Below are 16,979 nucleotides of genomic sequence, written 5' to 3'. Positions count from 1 at the left end.
AAATTGACCCGTAATAGATGAAAAGCATTAGAAAGTTATTTAATGTTATGCACCATTATTTGTATAACATCAGAAAGTCCCAACAAACCGATATTCTGTTATTAGGAGCATTGTTAGCAAGACAAAATAAAGCATTACCAATTTTGGACAACATCGCAGATGCTGAATTTAAAGTGTTTAGTCAGGCAGGGGACGATGGGATAATACAATATCTGATTCATAAAGTTCAAATTCCTCTGAAAATATTTATCGAGTTTGGAGTTGAAAATTATGTAGAATCGAATACCCGATTTTTATTAAGACATGATAACTGGTCCGGTCTGGTCATAGATGGATCGCGGAAGGCAATTGACTATATAATGTCCGATGACATTTATTATCAGCATGATCTGCAGGCATTGGAAGCTTTTATCACCAGGGACAATATTAATGATCTCATTTCTTCCAGGGGAATCGATGGAGAGATTGGATTGCTGAGTGTAGATATAGATGGTAATGACTATTGGGTTTGGAAAGCGATTGAAGTGGTACAACCTGTGATTGTTGTAGCAGAGTATAATAGTGTATTTGGGAAGCACCGTCCGGTGACAGTACCTTACAAACCTGATTTTGTACGATCCGCTGAACATTATAGCTACTTGTATTTTGGCGCTTCGTTAAAAGCATTATATGTGCTGGCAGAGGAGAAAGGATATAGCCTGGTGGGATGTAATGCTGTTGGTAACAACGCCTATTTTGTAAGAAACGATCGGCTGGGTGAGTTGAAAGCACTAAGTGTAGAAGAGGGGTATGTGGAATCTCAATTCAGGGAAAGCAGGAATAAGAAGGGCCAGCTGAATTATTTAAGAGGTACACAGCGATACGAGTGTATAAAAGGAATGCCTGTGATCAATGTGGCAACAGGAGAAACAGAATTACTTTAATTAAAATGAATGTAAAATAAAACCTCAATGAATCCTGTATCAACAATATTTAAAGATCTGTATGTTTTTGTATTTGCACGAAAAGCATTGTATCGTTTCAATTTGCTGATGTATAAGTTAAGTATGCGGGGAATTGGAATCATGAATCATGAAAATGATCGTGTAAGTGGAGAAGAGGCCTTTGTAAAATACATGAAGAAGTATCATTATTTTGATAACGGAGCTATACTCGATATAGGGGCAAATGTGGGTCACTACTCCATCATGTTGCGCAGGCAAAATGTAAGTCTGCCAATATATGCATTTGAACCACATCCAAAGGCTTTCAACAAATTGCAGGATGCAGCTGCCACGCATCATTTTATACCTGTAAAGCGTGGTGCGGGAGACAAAGTGTCACAGGCCGTCATCTACGACTATGCTGGCAATGGTGGTTCTGAACATGCCAGTATGTACAAGGAGGTGATCACTGGTTTCAGAGACAGTGAGGCAGAAGAATTACCGATTGATATTACCACCATTGATGAATTTGTCGCAGAGCGCAATATCAGCGAAGTAGCGTTGTTAAAGATAGATACAGAGGGTCATGAGCTGAATGTGCTGAGGGGTGCAATGCATACAATACAAGGAAGAAAGGTAAAAGTAATCCAGATTGAGTTCAACGAAATGAATGTAATATCCCGCACTTTCTTTAAAGACTTTATTGACCTGCTGCCTGATTATTCATTTTATCGCATGCTGCCTGATGGTTTGATGCCATTGGGACACTATAATGTAGCCGCATTTGAAATATTTGCATTTCAGAATATCGTAGCTATACTGAAGTAATACGATCAGGATGTATGAAAAATAAATGAACCTCCTTAGAACAACATACATGGAAACCTGGCTCCATCAGGTATCCGAATGAATAGAGCGTGTATCTTACTTTTGATACACGCTCTTTTATTTTCATTTACGCGCTTCAAGTGCAACAGCATTGTTAAACCGTCCTTCACTTTCCACAAGTTTAAACATTTCATCTTCACTATCATTAAATGTGGCAGGACGTACATAACTGAAGCCTGCCCTGTACAGTTCATTGGATAACGATAAAGTGTCCCACATAAACAGGTGGTCACTGTTGCCATATGTATTTTGCAACAGTCCTTTAATACCCCTGCGACGATGCGTTTTTCCTAACCGTGTTTTTTGCAGGAATTTTGCGTTGGCCTCCTGGTCATGATTCGTAAGGTCTTCCACATATTCGCGGGCTGCTTTTTCCAGGTCGGGTACTACACAGCGGAAGATACCGCCGGGTTTCAGTATCCGGTAGGTGTTGCGCACAGCAATGAGGAAATCTTCGTACGTAAGGTGTTCCAACACGTGCGAACAATATGCACCATCAGCAGAGTTGTCGGCGATGCCAGGTAAACCTCTGATGATGTCCCCTTGTAGCACATTGTCGGGGAAAGCAATATGCATGCGTTGTTTAAGCAAATTCCCTATAAGAGGTAATTGCTGCAGACGGAGCGTAGGAGAGGCGTCAAAGTTCTTCCAGCCCTGGGGTGATGACATGCCACAGCCATACTGTACATAAAGTTTACTCATAGTTGATGGGTTTAAATAAGGTACATGGAGGTAGTGGGAAAACAGGAGAAAATGTGCTGATTGTCCAGGCTATTGTGTCTTGTGTCTTAATACTGTGTTAAGCAATATAAGAAAAATAATTGATTAGGAGATAGACAACTTTATACTCACTTTTCAAAATATTATATATAATAAATAAAATTATTTATTACCTTTGGTAAGATTAATTCTGTCTGCGCAGAAAAATTGCGCACTTGTGGTGACATCTTTGTATCGTTAGATATTTGGTCCTGGTCAATTGTAACTTACTTCTAATCTGATAACAGTTACAAAATTCCGGACCTTTCTTTTTAATACAAATCAGCATGGAACAGCTAAAAGCATTGTTGAAAGTTTCCTTACGCCAACAGGCCCTATACATACCCACATTAAAACGCCCTTTTACACATCAACCTGTAGATGAAGAAGGCATCTGATGAAGCCTATACTACGGTATGGGCGAAAGATGCAGCCGCAGTTACACAGTTGTTCATCGACTAATCAATAAAAGAAAAGAAAAAAGGGCAGCGGTAGTGGCTGCCCTTTCCTTTTAACTATCATGGTACTATTTCATACCGTCTGATTTGGCCTTTTTCATTTTATCCTTCATCATCACTTTACCGTTCATATCTATCATCTCCCCATCTTTCAGCATCCACGTTTTACCATCTTTATTTTTAACAGTACCGTCTGCCATTACCATCGTACCATCAGTCATGGTCATGGTCTTTGTCATTTCTGACTTCTGACCACCTTTCATTACCCATACTTTGCCTCCTTTCATGACTACACAGTCTTTCATCTTGTGCATACCATTATGGTGATGCATGGCAGTATCAGTCATGGGAGTTTGTGCAGATGTAGCACTGGCTGTTATTAACAGCAGAGAGGCGGAAAAAATTAGTAGTTTTTTCATTGTTAGATTTTTTTGAGATTACAGGTTTGAAACTACAGCTGTCTCAGCTGTATATATATAAAGGTTTTCTATAAGGATATATAACATGTATGGTGCCAGAAAGTTTTTTTTAACTACGCACTAACCTTGCGCACATAGGTTTGAATATTTGTATCATCAATTCAATTATACTAAATTGATCAATGTATGAACAAGATTAATGGAGCTGATCTAATTGCAGCAGGTTTTAAACAAGGTAAAATAGTAGGTGAAGCGCTGGCCGTAATCGAAGCGCATTTAAGCGATATGGACCATACAAGCCTTATTGCATTGATGAGTAACCTGCGATCTGCACCAGAAATGTACCTGGACCATCCGGTGTTGGAAGACCTTGCGACTAAAATGATTGAAGAAGCCTCCGCCCCTGTAGATACCACTATATCCCTCAATGATAAAGCTGCTGATTATAAGATCTATGGCGAAGCAGCCATCGATCCGGGTGCCATCAAACAAATGGATTTCGCTATGCGGCTGCCGGTAACGGTGGGTGGTGCATTGATGCCCGATGCACATCAGGGCTATGGCCTGCCAATCGGCGGTGTATTAGCTGCCAAAGGCGCTGTGATCCCTTATGGTGTAGGTGTAGATATCGGATGTAGAATGGCGCTGTCCATCTATGATATTCCGGATACTGCCATGGATGAAACGAAGTTGAAAAAGATCCTGCTGGATGAAACAAAATTTGGTGCAGGACAAAGTTTCCACGGTAAATATCGTGCAGAACACGCCGTACTGGATAACGATGCATTTAATATGACACCGTTTGTAAAACAACTGAAAGATAAAGCCTGGTCACAACTGGGAACATCAGGTGGCGGTAACCACTTCGTGGAATTTGGTGTGATTGAATTTGCGCAGAGAGACGAAGCACTGAATATAAATGCAGGTAAATACCTGGCGCTGTTATCACACTCCGGTTCCCGTGGTTTTGGTGCGACAGTAGCCGGTTATTATACCAGACTGGCCAAGGACCTGTGTAAACTGCCAAAAGAAGCAGCTAACCTGGCATGGTTGGATATGAATACGGCAGAAGGTCAGGAATACTGGATGGCGATGAACCTGGCCGGTGATTATGCGGCAGCATGTCACGAGGTAATACACCGTAAAGTTGCAGCCCTGGTAGGTGGCCAGTTGCTGGCAACCGTAGAGAACCACCATAACTTTGCGTGGAAGGAACAATTGAATGGTGAAGAAGTAATCGTGCATAGAAAGGGAGCAACGCCCGCAGGTAAAGGTGTGATGGGTATCATTCCTGGTTCTATGGCTACGCCTGGATTCCTGGTACGTGGTAAGGGAGAAGAAGCGGCGATTAACTCAGCATCTCACGGTGCGGGTAGACAATTGAGCCGTACCAGAGCGGAAAAAGAGATTTCGAAAGTAGATATGGTAGCGGTACTGGCAGCTAACAATGTGACATTGATCGGTGCAGGTCTGGACGAAGCGCCAATGGCGTATAAGGACATCCATACAGTGATGGCGGCACAGGAAGCGTTGGTAGATGTGGTGGCGAAGTTCTCGCCTCGAATTGTGAGAATGGCGGATGATGGAAGTAGAGAAGACTAAATAAAACGGGCTTGCCGTGTGAGGCAAGCCCGTTTTATCTGAAAATGGTCTTCATCTTCGCTGGTGAATTCCCTCTTTCATGAATGTTTTTATTTCTTAACTATTGAAATTATTATAATCTCTTACCAGTGAATCGTAATCGCTATCCAGTGATTCCAGGTCATAACTCTCAAAGTGACCCTTTTCACCAGCATCACGCATGCGTTTTCTGGCATTCAGCAGTAGTTTATGGAAATCATCGTAGAAAGTATTAAAGCTATGATCTTCGTTTGCTTTCTTCGCATTGTCGATATTGATCTGTGCATGTTCAGCCTGTGCTTTTTCCAGTGAATCATACTGGGCTTTGGCTTTCGCTTCGATACCAGCATATTTTTCCTCACTACCCAGCAGATCGATGAAGGAACGGATATTGCCCATATCCTTTTTCATCGCGATGATGTATTCTTTCAGCGGACTATCCTTCAGAATAATTTGTTCGCTTGCGTCAGCTACTACTTCAACTTTCTTTACAATAGCGCTTTTCAGACTATATAATTGAGCGATCTGGCCACGGAGCGTATCGATGATAGCGTATCCTTTCGAACCTTTATCGTCTTTGTAATCTTCTGCAGTGATGTACTCGTGCATACGGTTGTTAGTCGCCTGCATAGTGGCAAAAAGCCCCTGGTACTTCGTAATGCTGTCTTTGAAGAACTTTTTGTCGGGAGAACTAAGTTCTTTTACAGGTTCGTCGATTTTGACTTTCTGATTGAATTGATGGAAATCCGGTGCAGAGAATGGCTTATTGATCGTGATAAAACGATAGTGGTCATTAGGATGCTTCAGTGCTTCTTCCAGTTTGGTGGTATTGTTTACAACATCTTCCAGGTAGCTGTTATGTTTGTTCGACATATCAACGATCAGGTTCGTGTATTCAATAATGTGGCTGGCTGATTCAGCTGAGTTTTCGCTGTATTCGGAAGCGCCGGGTTTCTTGCCGCTGGTATTGTTACAGGATGTGCTACTAACGAACATAGCAATGACAAGGAATGAACAGATAAATGTTCTCATGTAAGGGTGTTTTTGGTTAAACAAATTCAATAAAGTACTGGTAGTTAATGTGGTATATTGTCCTCTTTCACAAACAATGGGCAAATATATATAATTTTTCATTATCAGAAGGGCTTGCCTTCTTTTACAAATTCCCGCTTGATGCCGTCCAGTACATCATTGACATAAATTTCCAGTTCTTCCTTATCATCCGTATGTTTCTCAATTGCCTTCAGACAGGCATAGTGCACTACATTCAGGATACTGCCTCCTGCCAGTTCATATCGTTTAACCATATCAGGAATATCCCCGCCTATAAATGTAGATTTAGATGGAAAAGTTCTGCGCCATATCAAAGCCCGCTCATTGGCATCGGGGAAAGTAAATTTTAAGATCGCATTGAAACGACGTATAAATGCATCGTCTATATTATTCTTCATATTGGTAGCGAGAATGATCAGTCCATTATAGTCTTCAATACGTTGTAATAAATAAGACACCTCCTGGTTGGCGTATTTGTCATGCGCATCCCGCACATTGGTGCGTTTTCCAAAGAGTGCATCTGCTTCATCAAAGAATAAAATCCATCCTTTGTCTTCAGCACGGCTGAATAATAATTCTAAATTCTTTTCTGTTTCACCGATGTATTTAGACACAATCATAGAGAGGTCTATTTTATACACGTCCTTGCCTGTATACTTCCCTAACAATCCTGCTGTGAATGTTTTTCCTGTACCCGGTGGCCCATAGAAGAGGGCTCTGTATCCTTTGCGCAGGCGTTTTTCCATATCCCATCTGTTCATCAGCTTCGCATTGAGGTTGACCCAGCTTATCAGCTCATCAATCTGTGCTCTCAGGTCATTGCTGATGACCAGGTCATCCCATGTTAATTCAGTCGTTACTGGTTTGGCAGGAAAGCTACTACTGAAATGTGGGGGTACTGGTTTGCCATGTGTAAAGATGTTGATATGATCCTGCGATAAAAGCAATCGTCCGCTCATCGTGGGTTCACCCCCCGGCATCTCTTCCAGCCAGAGTACTTTTGAACGGCTGAAGAAGTGATCTGGCCAGAAGATCTGTTGTATTTCAATACGTGTACCCCAGTCATTGCCACCTAGTAAGAACAGTGCTGTTTCTCCTGTGGGCAGAAAGCCCCTGCTTTGTTTACTGCGGGTACCGCCTATTTGTGGAAAGTCGCCTTTGCCCGGAAGATATTTCTGTATTTCGGTATCGAAGTAGTCGGGTTGTAAATGGGGGATGAGGGCCATGAAGAGTAATAACTGTTCATAGGTAGTTAATGAATGTGCTTTGATAAATTGTAGGAATGGATCCTCCTGATCCATATCAATTGGAACGTTAATGACCAGATCAGCTTCAGGCGTTTGCATGCGATGACTGATTAATCCTGACAAAACTTTGGCGTACGCCTGTAATACCTGCATGTTCTTTATTGTAAAATGTTATTCAGATTCTTCACAGGGACAGCGTTGAATATCTTTGTCCTGTTTCATCCGGCCTTCGTTGGTAGCCGGCTCCTGTTTATCTTCAGGAGTAGCGAGTCGCTGAATGGTATTGTCCGCTACAGCATCTGCTTCTTTTTCATGTTTATCATCCGGTTCATTGACTTTAAAAAAAGAGGGGTCCTCCTTTTTTTGAAAGAAACCGGATTGTGTAGCCTGTTCCTGGGGGCGAAGGCGAATTGAACGGGGCATATGGAGTCATTTATAATTTACTAAGTAGTTCCGTTGCCAGTCTGGCGTAATCTTTTGCACCATTGGCCTGTGGGTCATAGCTGAAAATATCTTTACCTGCTTCCTGTGCTTTGGCCAGTTGCATATTGGTACGAATGACTGTGCCGAATACCTGACCATTGTATTTATCAGTCAGTTCCTGTCTGACTTGTTGATTCATTGTTTTCCGCTCGTCAAATCTGGTGAGGACCATGCCCAGCAGATTGAGTTTGGGGTTCAGCTTTTTTCTGATCGTCTGAAAGTGCTGCATAAAACTATATGCCCCTTTCAATGGCAGAAACTCTGCCGGCAGAGGAATGAGCACATAGTCACTACAAGCCAGCGCATTCACAGTGAGCATTCCTACAGCATGAGGACAATCAATGAGAATAAAATCATAATCAGCTGCTACAGGTTGTAAGAGCCAGCTAAGTACCTGTTCTCTGCCATATACACTCACCAGTTCCAGCTCTGCACCTGCCAGTTCAATAGACGATGGAACAAGGTCCAGTCCTTCTTTGATGTTGATAATCGCATCCCTGATCTGGCTGCCTTCTCCTGTCATTTCCCGCTTCAATTCAGTATACAGGTTTTGCGCCGGCTCCGGCGGCACACCCAGTGATTGGGAGAGGTTGGCCTGTGGATCGGCATCTACCAGCAGCACTTTCTTCCCGGCTCTTGCCAGTGCGGCACCAAGATTAATGGAGGTAGTGGTCTTGCCAGCGCCTCCCTTTTGGATGGCTATGGAAATGATAGGCATTAGTTGAGCTTTTCATTGTTGACAATGCGCTGAATGGTGTCAGTAAGTGTCGTGCCATTAAACACTACATAATTGTATGCATTCGGCTCATAACCGGCATCTTCTTCCCTGATGAAAAATACAGCCTGTTCCTTTCCCGGGCGCAGGTCAAAACAATAAATAGTACCCCCACCATCCCCACCAAAAACAAGGGATTGCGGAATGAATTTATACAGATCTTTCTCTCTGAATAATGCCAGTACTTCAGAGACGGAATAGATGATGAATGGTGTCTTCTTACCACGCAGACTACTGCCGTTGGATTGTAATAACAAGGCTTTGTAGTCTTCCGGTATTGCCCCGAAAGCAGCTTCCAGCGATTGTATATCTTGCTCCGTAGCCGGGTTTTGTTTATCCCAGTCGGGACCAATAATTGTACTCATAAGGTCTTTTTTTATGGGGTCCATGTGCCAAAGATAGCAGTTAGCTGATCGTTGGTTAAAGTTGTTCTGAGTGTATTGTAGATCCTTCCAAAGTAGGCATCCACTTCTGCGAGGTAAGGCCCCTGCACGCCGGCAGGTATGCCTATTGCATTCATATCACTTACCAGGAAGGCTCTTTCTTCTGCAAAGGTGCGGGTAGCGACCGTTGCTCTTCTGGCGCCCTGCAGGTCATTGATCAATCCATGTGGGGTACCACGGGCGCCGTCGGCGAAGTTACGTGTTCTCAGTAACAAAGCCGGAGCGTCATCCCTGCCATAAACCCCCATACCTGCAAAGCGTTCCCTTGCCCAGGCATCTTGTATACCGTGGTGTGACTGGAAGAAGTTGTTCGTACCCCTGTTGTCAGTCAGGAACCCGTGGGTATTGAATTCAAATTCACGGATCACTACGCCATCAGCCCGGGTATATTCCCACAATCCGCCAACACCCCTGCGCAATGTTACACCTGCCCTGGCCTGTATCGCTGAAATGAGGCGGTTGTCCATGAATTGCTGCAGCTCTGTTCCATTGGTGACACCATTGAGTGCGTCGATGGCGTTGGCAAGATCTGTCTGGTTGTCTCTGAACATATGCAGGTATTCCCTGAGTGCACGGTCATCAGAAGACAGGTTGAGCCTGGTGATGAGGTTATGTACCTTGGTCAGGTTCTGTGGAGAAATATTGACCGGGATACAGGGGGAATTACAATAGGTAAGTGCACGACGTACATCAGGATCCATGTTGTGCCACATCCTGCGGAGTTCAGGATCGGCATCGAGCATGGCACGGGTTTCAGGACTCAGGCTCTGTTCCCATGCCAGTGCTTCCGGATTCGGAACATCAGGAGTAACAGGTCTGTTAGGTTCATCGGTAGGTTGCCCTGTTCTTACTTCAGTTTCAGTCGCATTGGCGGCAGTTCTGGTAGTATTGGCTTCCGCTTCTGCTTCTAGTATCTGCGCTTCGGCAGCCTGACGGTTTGTATCGGCTGTGGCAATCGCATCATCAGTGGCGTTTTCAATACCTCCCAGGCGTGTTTCCTGCGCATCAGTAGCACCTCGCCATATCTCACGGCGCCTGCGCCAGAACTCCCTTTCTGCGGCGAGTCGTTCTCTGGCCAGTTCAGTACCTGCAGCTCGTAAGTTTGTAAAGAAGTTTTCATCAGCAACTGCGAGTCGGATAAAACCTATCGTGGTTCGGACTGCCGAAATGATTTCATCAATATTACGGATCGTACTCACGATCCTGGCTGCACCGCTGGCAAGGCTGGCTGGCAATTGCCGCATGCTGCGCAGTAAACGGATAGGTACCTCGCCCACTTTTGTGAGAAACTCGCCGAATGTGCTGATGGTCTTGATGGTTTCGATGGCTTCAAGCGCCGCTTTGACGGCACCATAGCCAGCAACAATGAGTAAGACTATGTTCACCACAAAGTTAGTCACCTTTCTCACCCAGAAGATCGCGAGCTGACATTCTTCAAATGGACCTTCGATCAGGGAAGCTTCCAGTTTTGTTTCTTCCCACATCCTGGAAATCATTTCACCGGGCGCATTAAAAGCCTGACCAATAGAAGCCACGAAGTCGTGTACCTTATCAGCAGATTCCCTGCATATAGCCCCGCCGCTGGCTTTAAAAAGTAACCAGCCACAGAAGTGTACAATACCTGCCGCGAGGTCAACTATGCCACTTACAATGCTTGCAATGGCATCAAAAATACCCGCGATGACACCAGCTACTCCACAAACTACATATTCTACAAAACCAATCAGGTAATCACCTACATCAGTGATAAAATCCCATGCCTGCCGGAGGAAGTTTCTTTCAATACTATACACAGGCAGTTCGGGGAGTAATTCACTGCGTAAGGTATTGTAATCTCCCTGCTGCATATCGTCCATGAGAGAGAAGGCCGCGGTTTCATTCCATTCGGCCTGTGTGAGTTCCCCAAGTTTGGCATATACTGCCACTCGCGCCATGTGATTAGGCAACCGGCGGAAGTTGAGTAATATAGAGTTGCTGTCTGCCATGCTGGTCCAGCCTGAAATAAGGTTTTTAATCTTATAGGCATACCAGTGAGTGGCGTATTCCAGGGCTTTTACACTGCCACTGCCAAAGAAGGCGAGCGACAGGTTGTGCGCATCCATATCCTGTAAATCTCCAAAGAGGAAGACAGCCATGTCATCAGGAAGGTATTCCCCCTGTGTCTCCATCTCCCCGAGAATGTTGTCCATCGTACCACCGGTAGGCCCCGTAAGCAGTTCCCTGATCTCTTTGCTGTCGTCGTCAGAGGTGTATCCATTCAGACGATTCAAAACCTCTTTTGCTATGAGCTCAGTGATCTGGGTAGATTGTACCTGTATGAAGATGCGGAGCAATGCTTTCCAGTCAGAAGTAACACAGTCAGCACTGAGCCAGTCATACACATATAGTACGTTTTCTTCTGCCCTGGCGGCTACGGCGTTCAGGATAGCATCCACATCATTCGCGCTCAGTCCCTGGAATTTGGATAAGATGATGGCGCTGTCATTGCTGGAGGTCCAGCCATCCAGTGCATCATATACATCATTGGCGTGAGAAGTTTGTTCTTCTGCCGTGAGCCGGTTGATGGCTTTACCCGCAGCGCCTTGTTGAATGGTATGTGTGAGCTCATGCGCCAGCAGGTGCTGACCGCTGCTATGCGCCGTGTTGTATTTACCACTGTTGAAGTAAATGTGATTGCCATGGGTAAAGGCCTGTGCATGCAGGTCTTTGTTCATCTGCACAGCGCTGCTGTCCGTATGAATTCGGATACCACTGAAGTCTGCGCCCATAGCACTACCCATACTTTGTTGTATGTGTGAAGGAAGCGGACTACCACTGCCTTTGCTTCCTGCAAGTGTAGATTCTACAGAAGGCGGTGCTGCTGATGGGCCACCTTTCTTTTGCAACATCTTTTCTTTTTGTTCGCAGGCGGCACATTTCCTTTGCAGGTGTTCAGGGCTGTTGCTTTCGAAGATGGGCTTACGCTGGATCTTTACAGGAGCAATGGAGCGCTGGATGATAGGAGTTGCCATACGCTGAATGACCTGGGTGGCGACACTGTCAGCTTCTTTTTCGTATATGTCATCGGGCTGGCCAACGGTGAGTTTGGTTTGAACCGCACTGCTCGTGCTGGTTGCAAAGGCTGTAAAAAAGCCGGAATAGTTAGAGAGTGGTTTGACATTTTCTTTTACTTCACTGAAAAGGCCGCTGTTACCATCGATGCTGTAAACGGTGTCGCCTTCCACTTTTACCACTATGCAGTGGTGCTGGTAGGGTTGGTCTATGTAACCGATATCACCGGGTTGAGGAGCAGTGGTTTGGGTAAGGGTATGGAAGGCTGAGACACCTTTACCCATTTGCCAGTCACCTATGTTTTTGCCTGCTTTTTTATGTGCCCAAACGGCGAAGATACCACACCAGGAGGGAAGCTGACCGCCGATGTTTTCGATGTTGGTGTCATCCCATACCCCGGGGGCGGCGAGGTGAAAGATCTCTAAAAGGTATTGGGCACCGACTCTTTTGCCACTGCCATCGTTGTTTTTGGCCTGGATTTTATCCAGCATAGTTCTGGCCGCGGTGATGATAGATTCACGGCTGCCATCAGGTTTTACATCATCCAGTAGCTGGATGTTTGTAGCTGGTTGGCGGTATACTACTTCCCCTTCTTCACATTCCCGGCAACTGCGTTGTATATCATTGGGCGCTTCGGTTTCAAAGATGGGTTTCTTTTGAACTTCTTCCTTTGATTCCGGGTCTTCCTCCTCTTCTTCCGATTCTTTTACCGTTTCCGTAGGCGCTGCAGGTGGTGGGGGTGTAGGTGCAGGATCTGGTTTTTGTTCTTCTGTTTTAGTATGAATTTCTTCCTCCTGTTCGTCGCACGCACACCTTTGAATCTCTTCCTCCTGCTCATCACACGCACACCTTTGCACATCAGCAAAAAAATCAGTCCCCGAAAAAAAATCCTCCCCACCTTCTTTTCCAAAAAAGGGGGTGTTTGTTTTCGCGGAAGTCGCGACGGATGTTGGGGTAGCTTTTTCCATTATTTAGTTTCCTTCGGAGGCGCCAGGAATATATCATGCAGCACACTTGCTAATGATTCCAGTTCTGCCTGTCTGGTTTTGTTGCCTTTGCTGGTGGCATTACCATAGGTTTCAATCAATATCATATTCATCGCTGGTCGGGTAGGAGTGGCATGCGAACCCCAGTTGCCAAAGGTGACACCCTCAGTAGAGCGCTTGGCTGTTTTGTTGGGGTAACGAACATGTTGATCCTTTTTACCCAGTTTATTGGCGGGTACTCTTACCTTCAGGTCATTTGCTTTTTTCGCCATCTCAAGTGCCAGTGCTTCATCAGCTGCTTCATTGCCAGGTCTTGGATCGGTGGTGATACTTGGACCACCCAGTTCATTCATGGTCGATTCGTCTAAATTGCTATGACCATGTACACTGGCCAGGCGCTCAGGTTTGAAGCGGTCTACCAGGTCCATTAATACGAGGTTGTTATCTTCAACACATCTTTTCCCGGTACTGTCTACTGTACAGTTTTTATCAGCATTGAAATCGGCATTGCTCCCCACTTTTGGGAATTGTCGGTTAGGGTCAACGGCGCCTTTTACTGGCGTTTCTCTGCTGCCAATAGCGACATTGTCAGGGAAGAGGCTGGGTACAATGATCACAGAATAATATGGCATTTGTGCCATCGGACCCCGCATGATTTCCAGCAGATGATTCACTACTTCCACACCACCCCGCTCACTGCCATGTACACCACCAATGATCATCGCACGACGATCGCTGGTACCGGGAAAATAGTAAGCTTTGATCTTGCCTTCCTTGCCCATACTGGCTTCGATATTTCCTGGTTCTGATCCCCAGTTGTTTTCCCTGGATCGTTTATTACGTTCCACCAGTAGCTCGTGTGGCCATAAGGGCTCGGGACCATATTGCATGATGGTTGTAGCCAGCCACCAATCGTCGCTGATAATGGGGAAGATGCTGCCGATGTATTGATCCAGGTCCGGGTCTTTACAGGGGCATTTGGTTCTGAGTATATTGAAGATGTTTCCTTTATTGCCATCGAATCCCCAGCTGTTTTTGACGCTTTCACTGAGCGGGCTGCGTTGAATAGTGGGCGTGAAGAAACTGCTTTCAGATTGTGATCCGAAAAAAGGAGTTTCCTCTGTGACAGGGGAAGGTTTCTTACATTGGTTGTATTTTTTCATCGCCATTCAACTCTTAAAATATTTTTCATCCATGGCAGCCGGATATGACTGATACTCCATGGCAAGTAATCTAAAAGGATATCTAGGGGTTGTTGTTCAACCTGGATATATGTTTGTTCATTGAGGGTAAAGATCTTTCCGTTGCGTTGCAGAAAGCTACCTCTCAATGCATCGACAGATGTATTTTGTAGTTTTTCCCAGTGTTCGATCACGACTTCCAGCAGGTTGTCTGCTTCTTCACACTCCCCGGGTGTCAATACAATTTCCTGTGCAAGGTTTTTACCTAATGGCCATGCGCAGAGTAACTTGGGCACTACTAAGGCATGTTCTGGGGTTTCGGTTTCACCTGTAGCGAGGTAATGCAGCAGGTACAATGCTTTTTCGTGTGCGGTGATATCAGCAAAGGCGTTATTTTTTAACAGGCCTAGTTTTTTGAAGAAGGTGGAAAGGAAGGGATTGAGCAGGACAAGTCCGGTGTTGATGAGGAAGATGCCATCGGATGGGATGGTGTCATCTTCATGTTCAATACTGATTGCGTTATTTTGTGAATTGGAAGCAACCGGATGAATTACATTTGAAACAGACATCTCCTTTAATAAGGGAAAGCATACCGGTAGTACGTTTATTACCTCTTCATTTAATTCCGCTATAGAAATTTCCATTGCCATTTGCTCCTGCTGTATGTAAGCCGCTGCTACCTGGGATGTGGAAAGGTTTTTCCCATGGGGACCGGCCGCCATCTTAAATACCAGTTTCCAGAGCTGATGACTCATAACAACTGGAATGGAAAAAGATGATGATGGGAGGAAACGGGACGGGCTTTCACTTTTTGAAAAAGCTTTGAGCGTAGCCAGTTCATGAAATACGGTTAGTATATTCGCCTGACTGGTGGCAGTCAATATTTCCATTAATTGAATCAGAAAAGGAACTGGGTGATCAGTGATCACTCGCTGTAATACGACAGGATCATGCAATAACTGCTCTCTGAGTAGCGTGACCATATGGAAGTCAGTAGCAAATGCTTCAAGTACATAATTGTACCAAACGGAGTCTGCCCTTAATGTATTCCATGGGAGGTAACCTTTTTGCATGTAAAAGAGCCACTGCCGGGCTACAGACAGGCGGATGGTATTACCTGCTTTTGCCGAAATACGCAATGCGGTGGGAATGTGCTTTCGAAGTTGTTCCAGCAGGAGTGCATAGATTATTTCTTCGCTTTTGCCTGCCTTCATGTCTTTGATCCGGAGGATACCCAGGTCAATGGTAACACTATCCAGTTGTATTACTTCGCCTTCGACACAAAGTTCATTGCAAGCTTTTTCTAACAGCGGCACAAGATGATGGTGGTAATACCTGCTCATCTCGTGCTGCCATTCGAAAGCAGGTGCTGACTTTGGAAATTTCAAAGCCAGCACCTGTCTGCGGATCATATGGAGTTGTTCCGCTGCCATGTATTATTTAAAGAGATTTTCAATCTGGGTCATGTCTAATGAAGGTTCGTATTTTTTCACTGTAGCAGCATTCCATTCTCTATAGATGTCTGCCAGTGGCATTTTGGTTTTGATTTGGTCCAGGATAGGTTTGGCAGCAGTGAGCCCACTGATGTCTTTGCCACCGAAAGTGTATTTATCCAGATAGTTACCGGTGAGTAGGCTGAGGAGAGAAGTGGCCTGTTTTTTATTCAGGATCTTCTTTTTGCCACTGGGCCAGTCGGCTATAATTTTGTCAACTACCTGCTGGTATTGTATTAAGGAGGGGTCAGCAGCTTCGGAGAAGGTGGTGATCATGCCAGCGAGTTGTTTGTCTTTAATGTCGGCAGCCAGTTCTTTGATGGCTTTCTTGCGGGCATTGAGACGGCCATTGACAATTCTGGCTTTATTGCTTGCGTCAATGTAGGCAAGTGGGGTGGTCTGACCTACAGATTTCGGTTCAGCAATAGCTACTGGTTTTGTTATTGCTTCGGGTACAGGCTTCGTTTCATCCTCGGTTACTGGTTTTGTTGCGGCTTCGGATACAGGCTTTGTTTTATCTTCGATTATTGGTTTCGTTGCTGCTTCAGTGACTGCCTTATCGGAAGTCGTAACTGCACTTACCGCCTTCGCCGTACTCTCCACTGCAACCTTGCACTCCGCCGCCACCTTTATCACAGGCCCCTGCTCTTCACAAGACGTCTTCCAATCAAACAACTCATTCACCTGCTCCTGAAAATCCTGTGTCTCCACATCCCTCGTCAACACCTGTAAGAACCCGTCAAAATCAAACGGCCCATTACACACTGTTTTCTTCGCCATCCACCTGATCCATTGCTTATAATAACTTTCAAACTGACAGAATTCTTTCGGCATCAACCAGGTAATACGCAGTAATACATGCGCAGGCGCTTCCCTTTGCAGCATATTTTCAATCACCTGCCTGTTACCATCCTTTCTAAACCTCTCCGGCCATGCAGGTAATACAACGGTAGCAATAAACGAATAAGGATCATACCCTGCCACCAGATCAGGAAAATCACACTGACGGAACAGCTCCGCCTGATGCGGTAACAAATAACACCCGCAATTATTTTCACAATGAGGTCGAAGCAGAATATGTTCTACTACATGTAGCCCCTCCCTATTGATCAATTTCTGTGCTCTCTTCACCGCCTCACAAGCCATCTCAGAAGTGGTATACAATTGAGGATTCCAGGCAAGCATTTCACCCGCGGCAGT

General features: G+C 45.0%; 14 protein-coding genes. 3 read left to right on the top strand and 11 right to left on the bottom strand.

All coding sequences use genetic code 11. From position 1 onward, the window contains the following. Positions 1 to 17 precede the first annotated feature (17 nt). Positions 18 to 923: a hypothetical protein gene (locus tag BW716_RS08480; protein WP_235643563.1), complete on the top strand. Its 906-nt coding sequence runs from the start codon at positions 18 to 20 to the stop codon at positions 921 to 923. A 27-nt stretch (positions 924 to 950) separates the two neighbouring features. Continuing rightward, complete coding sequence (locus BW716_RS08475) at positions 951 to 1,751, top strand: FkbM family methyltransferase (protein WP_083722107.1); 801 nt, start codon at positions 951 to 953, stop codon at positions 1,749 to 1,751. Positions 1,752 to 1,874: 123 nt separating this feature from the next. On the opposite strand, the gene BW716_RS08470 is transcribed toward BW716_RS08475, so the two are convergent. Then, complete coding sequence (locus tag BW716_RS08470; RefSeq protein WP_083722106.1) at positions 1,875 to 2,513, bottom strand: methyltransferase domain-containing protein; 639 nt, start codon at positions 2,511 to 2,513, stop codon at positions 1,875 to 1,877. A 583-nt stretch (positions 2,514 to 3,096) separates the two neighbouring features. Further along, entirely contained in the window at positions 3,097 to 3,447 is a 351-nt protein-coding gene (locus BW716_RS08465; protein WP_083722105.1) for a DUF6799 domain-containing protein, read from the bottom strand. 186 nt (positions 3,448 to 3,633) lie between these two features. On the opposite strand from BW716_RS08465, the gene BW716_RS08460 reads away from it, so the two are divergent. Then, a complete protein-coding gene (locus BW716_RS08460; protein WP_083722104.1) occupies positions 3,634 to 5,049 on the top strand; it encodes an RtcB family protein in 1,416 nt (471 codons plus the stop codon). Between the two features lie 96 nt (positions 5,050 to 5,145). Here BW716_RS08460 and BW716_RS08455 read toward each other — a convergent pair whose 3' ends face one another. From BW716_RS08455 to BW716_RS36685, 9 genes are all read right to left on the bottom strand, one after another. Continuing rightward, on the bottom strand, positions 5,146 to 6,099 hold the full coding sequence (locus tag BW716_RS08455) for a DUF3829 domain-containing protein (RefSeq protein ID WP_179091046.1): 954 nt from the start codon (positions 6,097 to 6,099) through the stop codon (positions 5,146 to 5,148). Positions 6,100 to 6,203: 104 nt separating this feature from the next. Then, positions 6,204 to 7,520 carry an ATP-binding protein gene (locus tag BW716_RS08450; RefSeq protein WP_083722102.1) on the bottom strand — a complete coding sequence of 439 codons (1,317 nt, stop codon included), beginning with the start codon at positions 7,518 to 7,520 and terminating at the stop codon, positions 6,204 to 6,206. An 18-nt stretch (positions 7,521 to 7,538) separates the two neighbouring features. Then, positions 7,539 to 7,790, bottom strand: a complete 252-nt coding sequence (locus tag BW716_RS08445; protein ID WP_083722101.1) for a hypothetical protein — start codon at positions 7,788 to 7,790, stop codon at positions 7,539 to 7,541. A 10-nt stretch (positions 7,791 to 7,800) separates the two neighbouring features. Next, positions 7,801 to 8,568, bottom strand: coding sequence for a ParA family protein (locus tag BW716_RS08440; RefSeq protein ID WP_083722100.1), 768 nt, complete (start codon positions 8,566 to 8,568; stop codon positions 7,801 to 7,803). Next, complete coding sequence (locus BW716_RS08435) at positions 8,568 to 8,990, bottom strand: SMI1/KNR4 family protein (RefSeq protein WP_179091045.1); 423 nt, start codon at positions 8,988 to 8,990, stop codon at positions 8,568 to 8,570. Before BW716_RS08435 ends, BW716_RS08440 begins: the two co-directional genes overlap by 1 nt. Before the next feature lie 11 nt (positions 8,991 to 9,001). After that, positions 9,002 to 13,087 carry a DUF4157 domain-containing protein gene (locus tag BW716_RS08430; protein WP_083722098.1) on the bottom strand — a complete coding sequence of 1,362 codons (4,086 nt, stop codon included), beginning with the start codon at positions 13,085 to 13,087 and terminating at the stop codon, positions 9,002 to 9,004. Then, a complete protein-coding gene (locus tag BW716_RS08425; protein ID WP_083722097.1) occupies positions 13,087 to 14,268 on the bottom strand; it encodes a hypothetical protein in 1,182 nt (393 codons plus the stop codon). Before BW716_RS08425 ends, BW716_RS08430 begins: the two co-directional genes overlap by 1 nt. Further along, the gene (locus BW716_RS08420; protein WP_083722096.1) at positions 14,265 to 15,719 is read right to left on the bottom strand and encodes a contractile injection system tape measure protein; all 1,455 of its coding nucleotides are present in this window, start codon (positions 15,717 to 15,719) and stop codon (positions 14,265 to 14,267) included. Before BW716_RS08420 ends, BW716_RS08425 begins: the two co-directional genes overlap by 4 nt. Before the next feature lie 3 nt (positions 15,720 to 15,722). Next, positions 15,723 to 16,979, bottom strand: a 1,257-nt coding sequence (locus BW716_RS36685; protein WP_220388728.1) for a hypothetical protein, incomplete at its 5' end; no start/stop codon positions are given.

The organism is [Flexibacter] sp. ATCC 35208 (assembly GCF_001975825.1).
Taxonomy (GTDB): Bacteria; Bacteroidota; Bacteroidia; order Chitinophagales; family Chitinophagaceae; genus Chitinophaga.
This window is presented reverse-complemented; position numbering and strand designations above follow the sequence as displayed.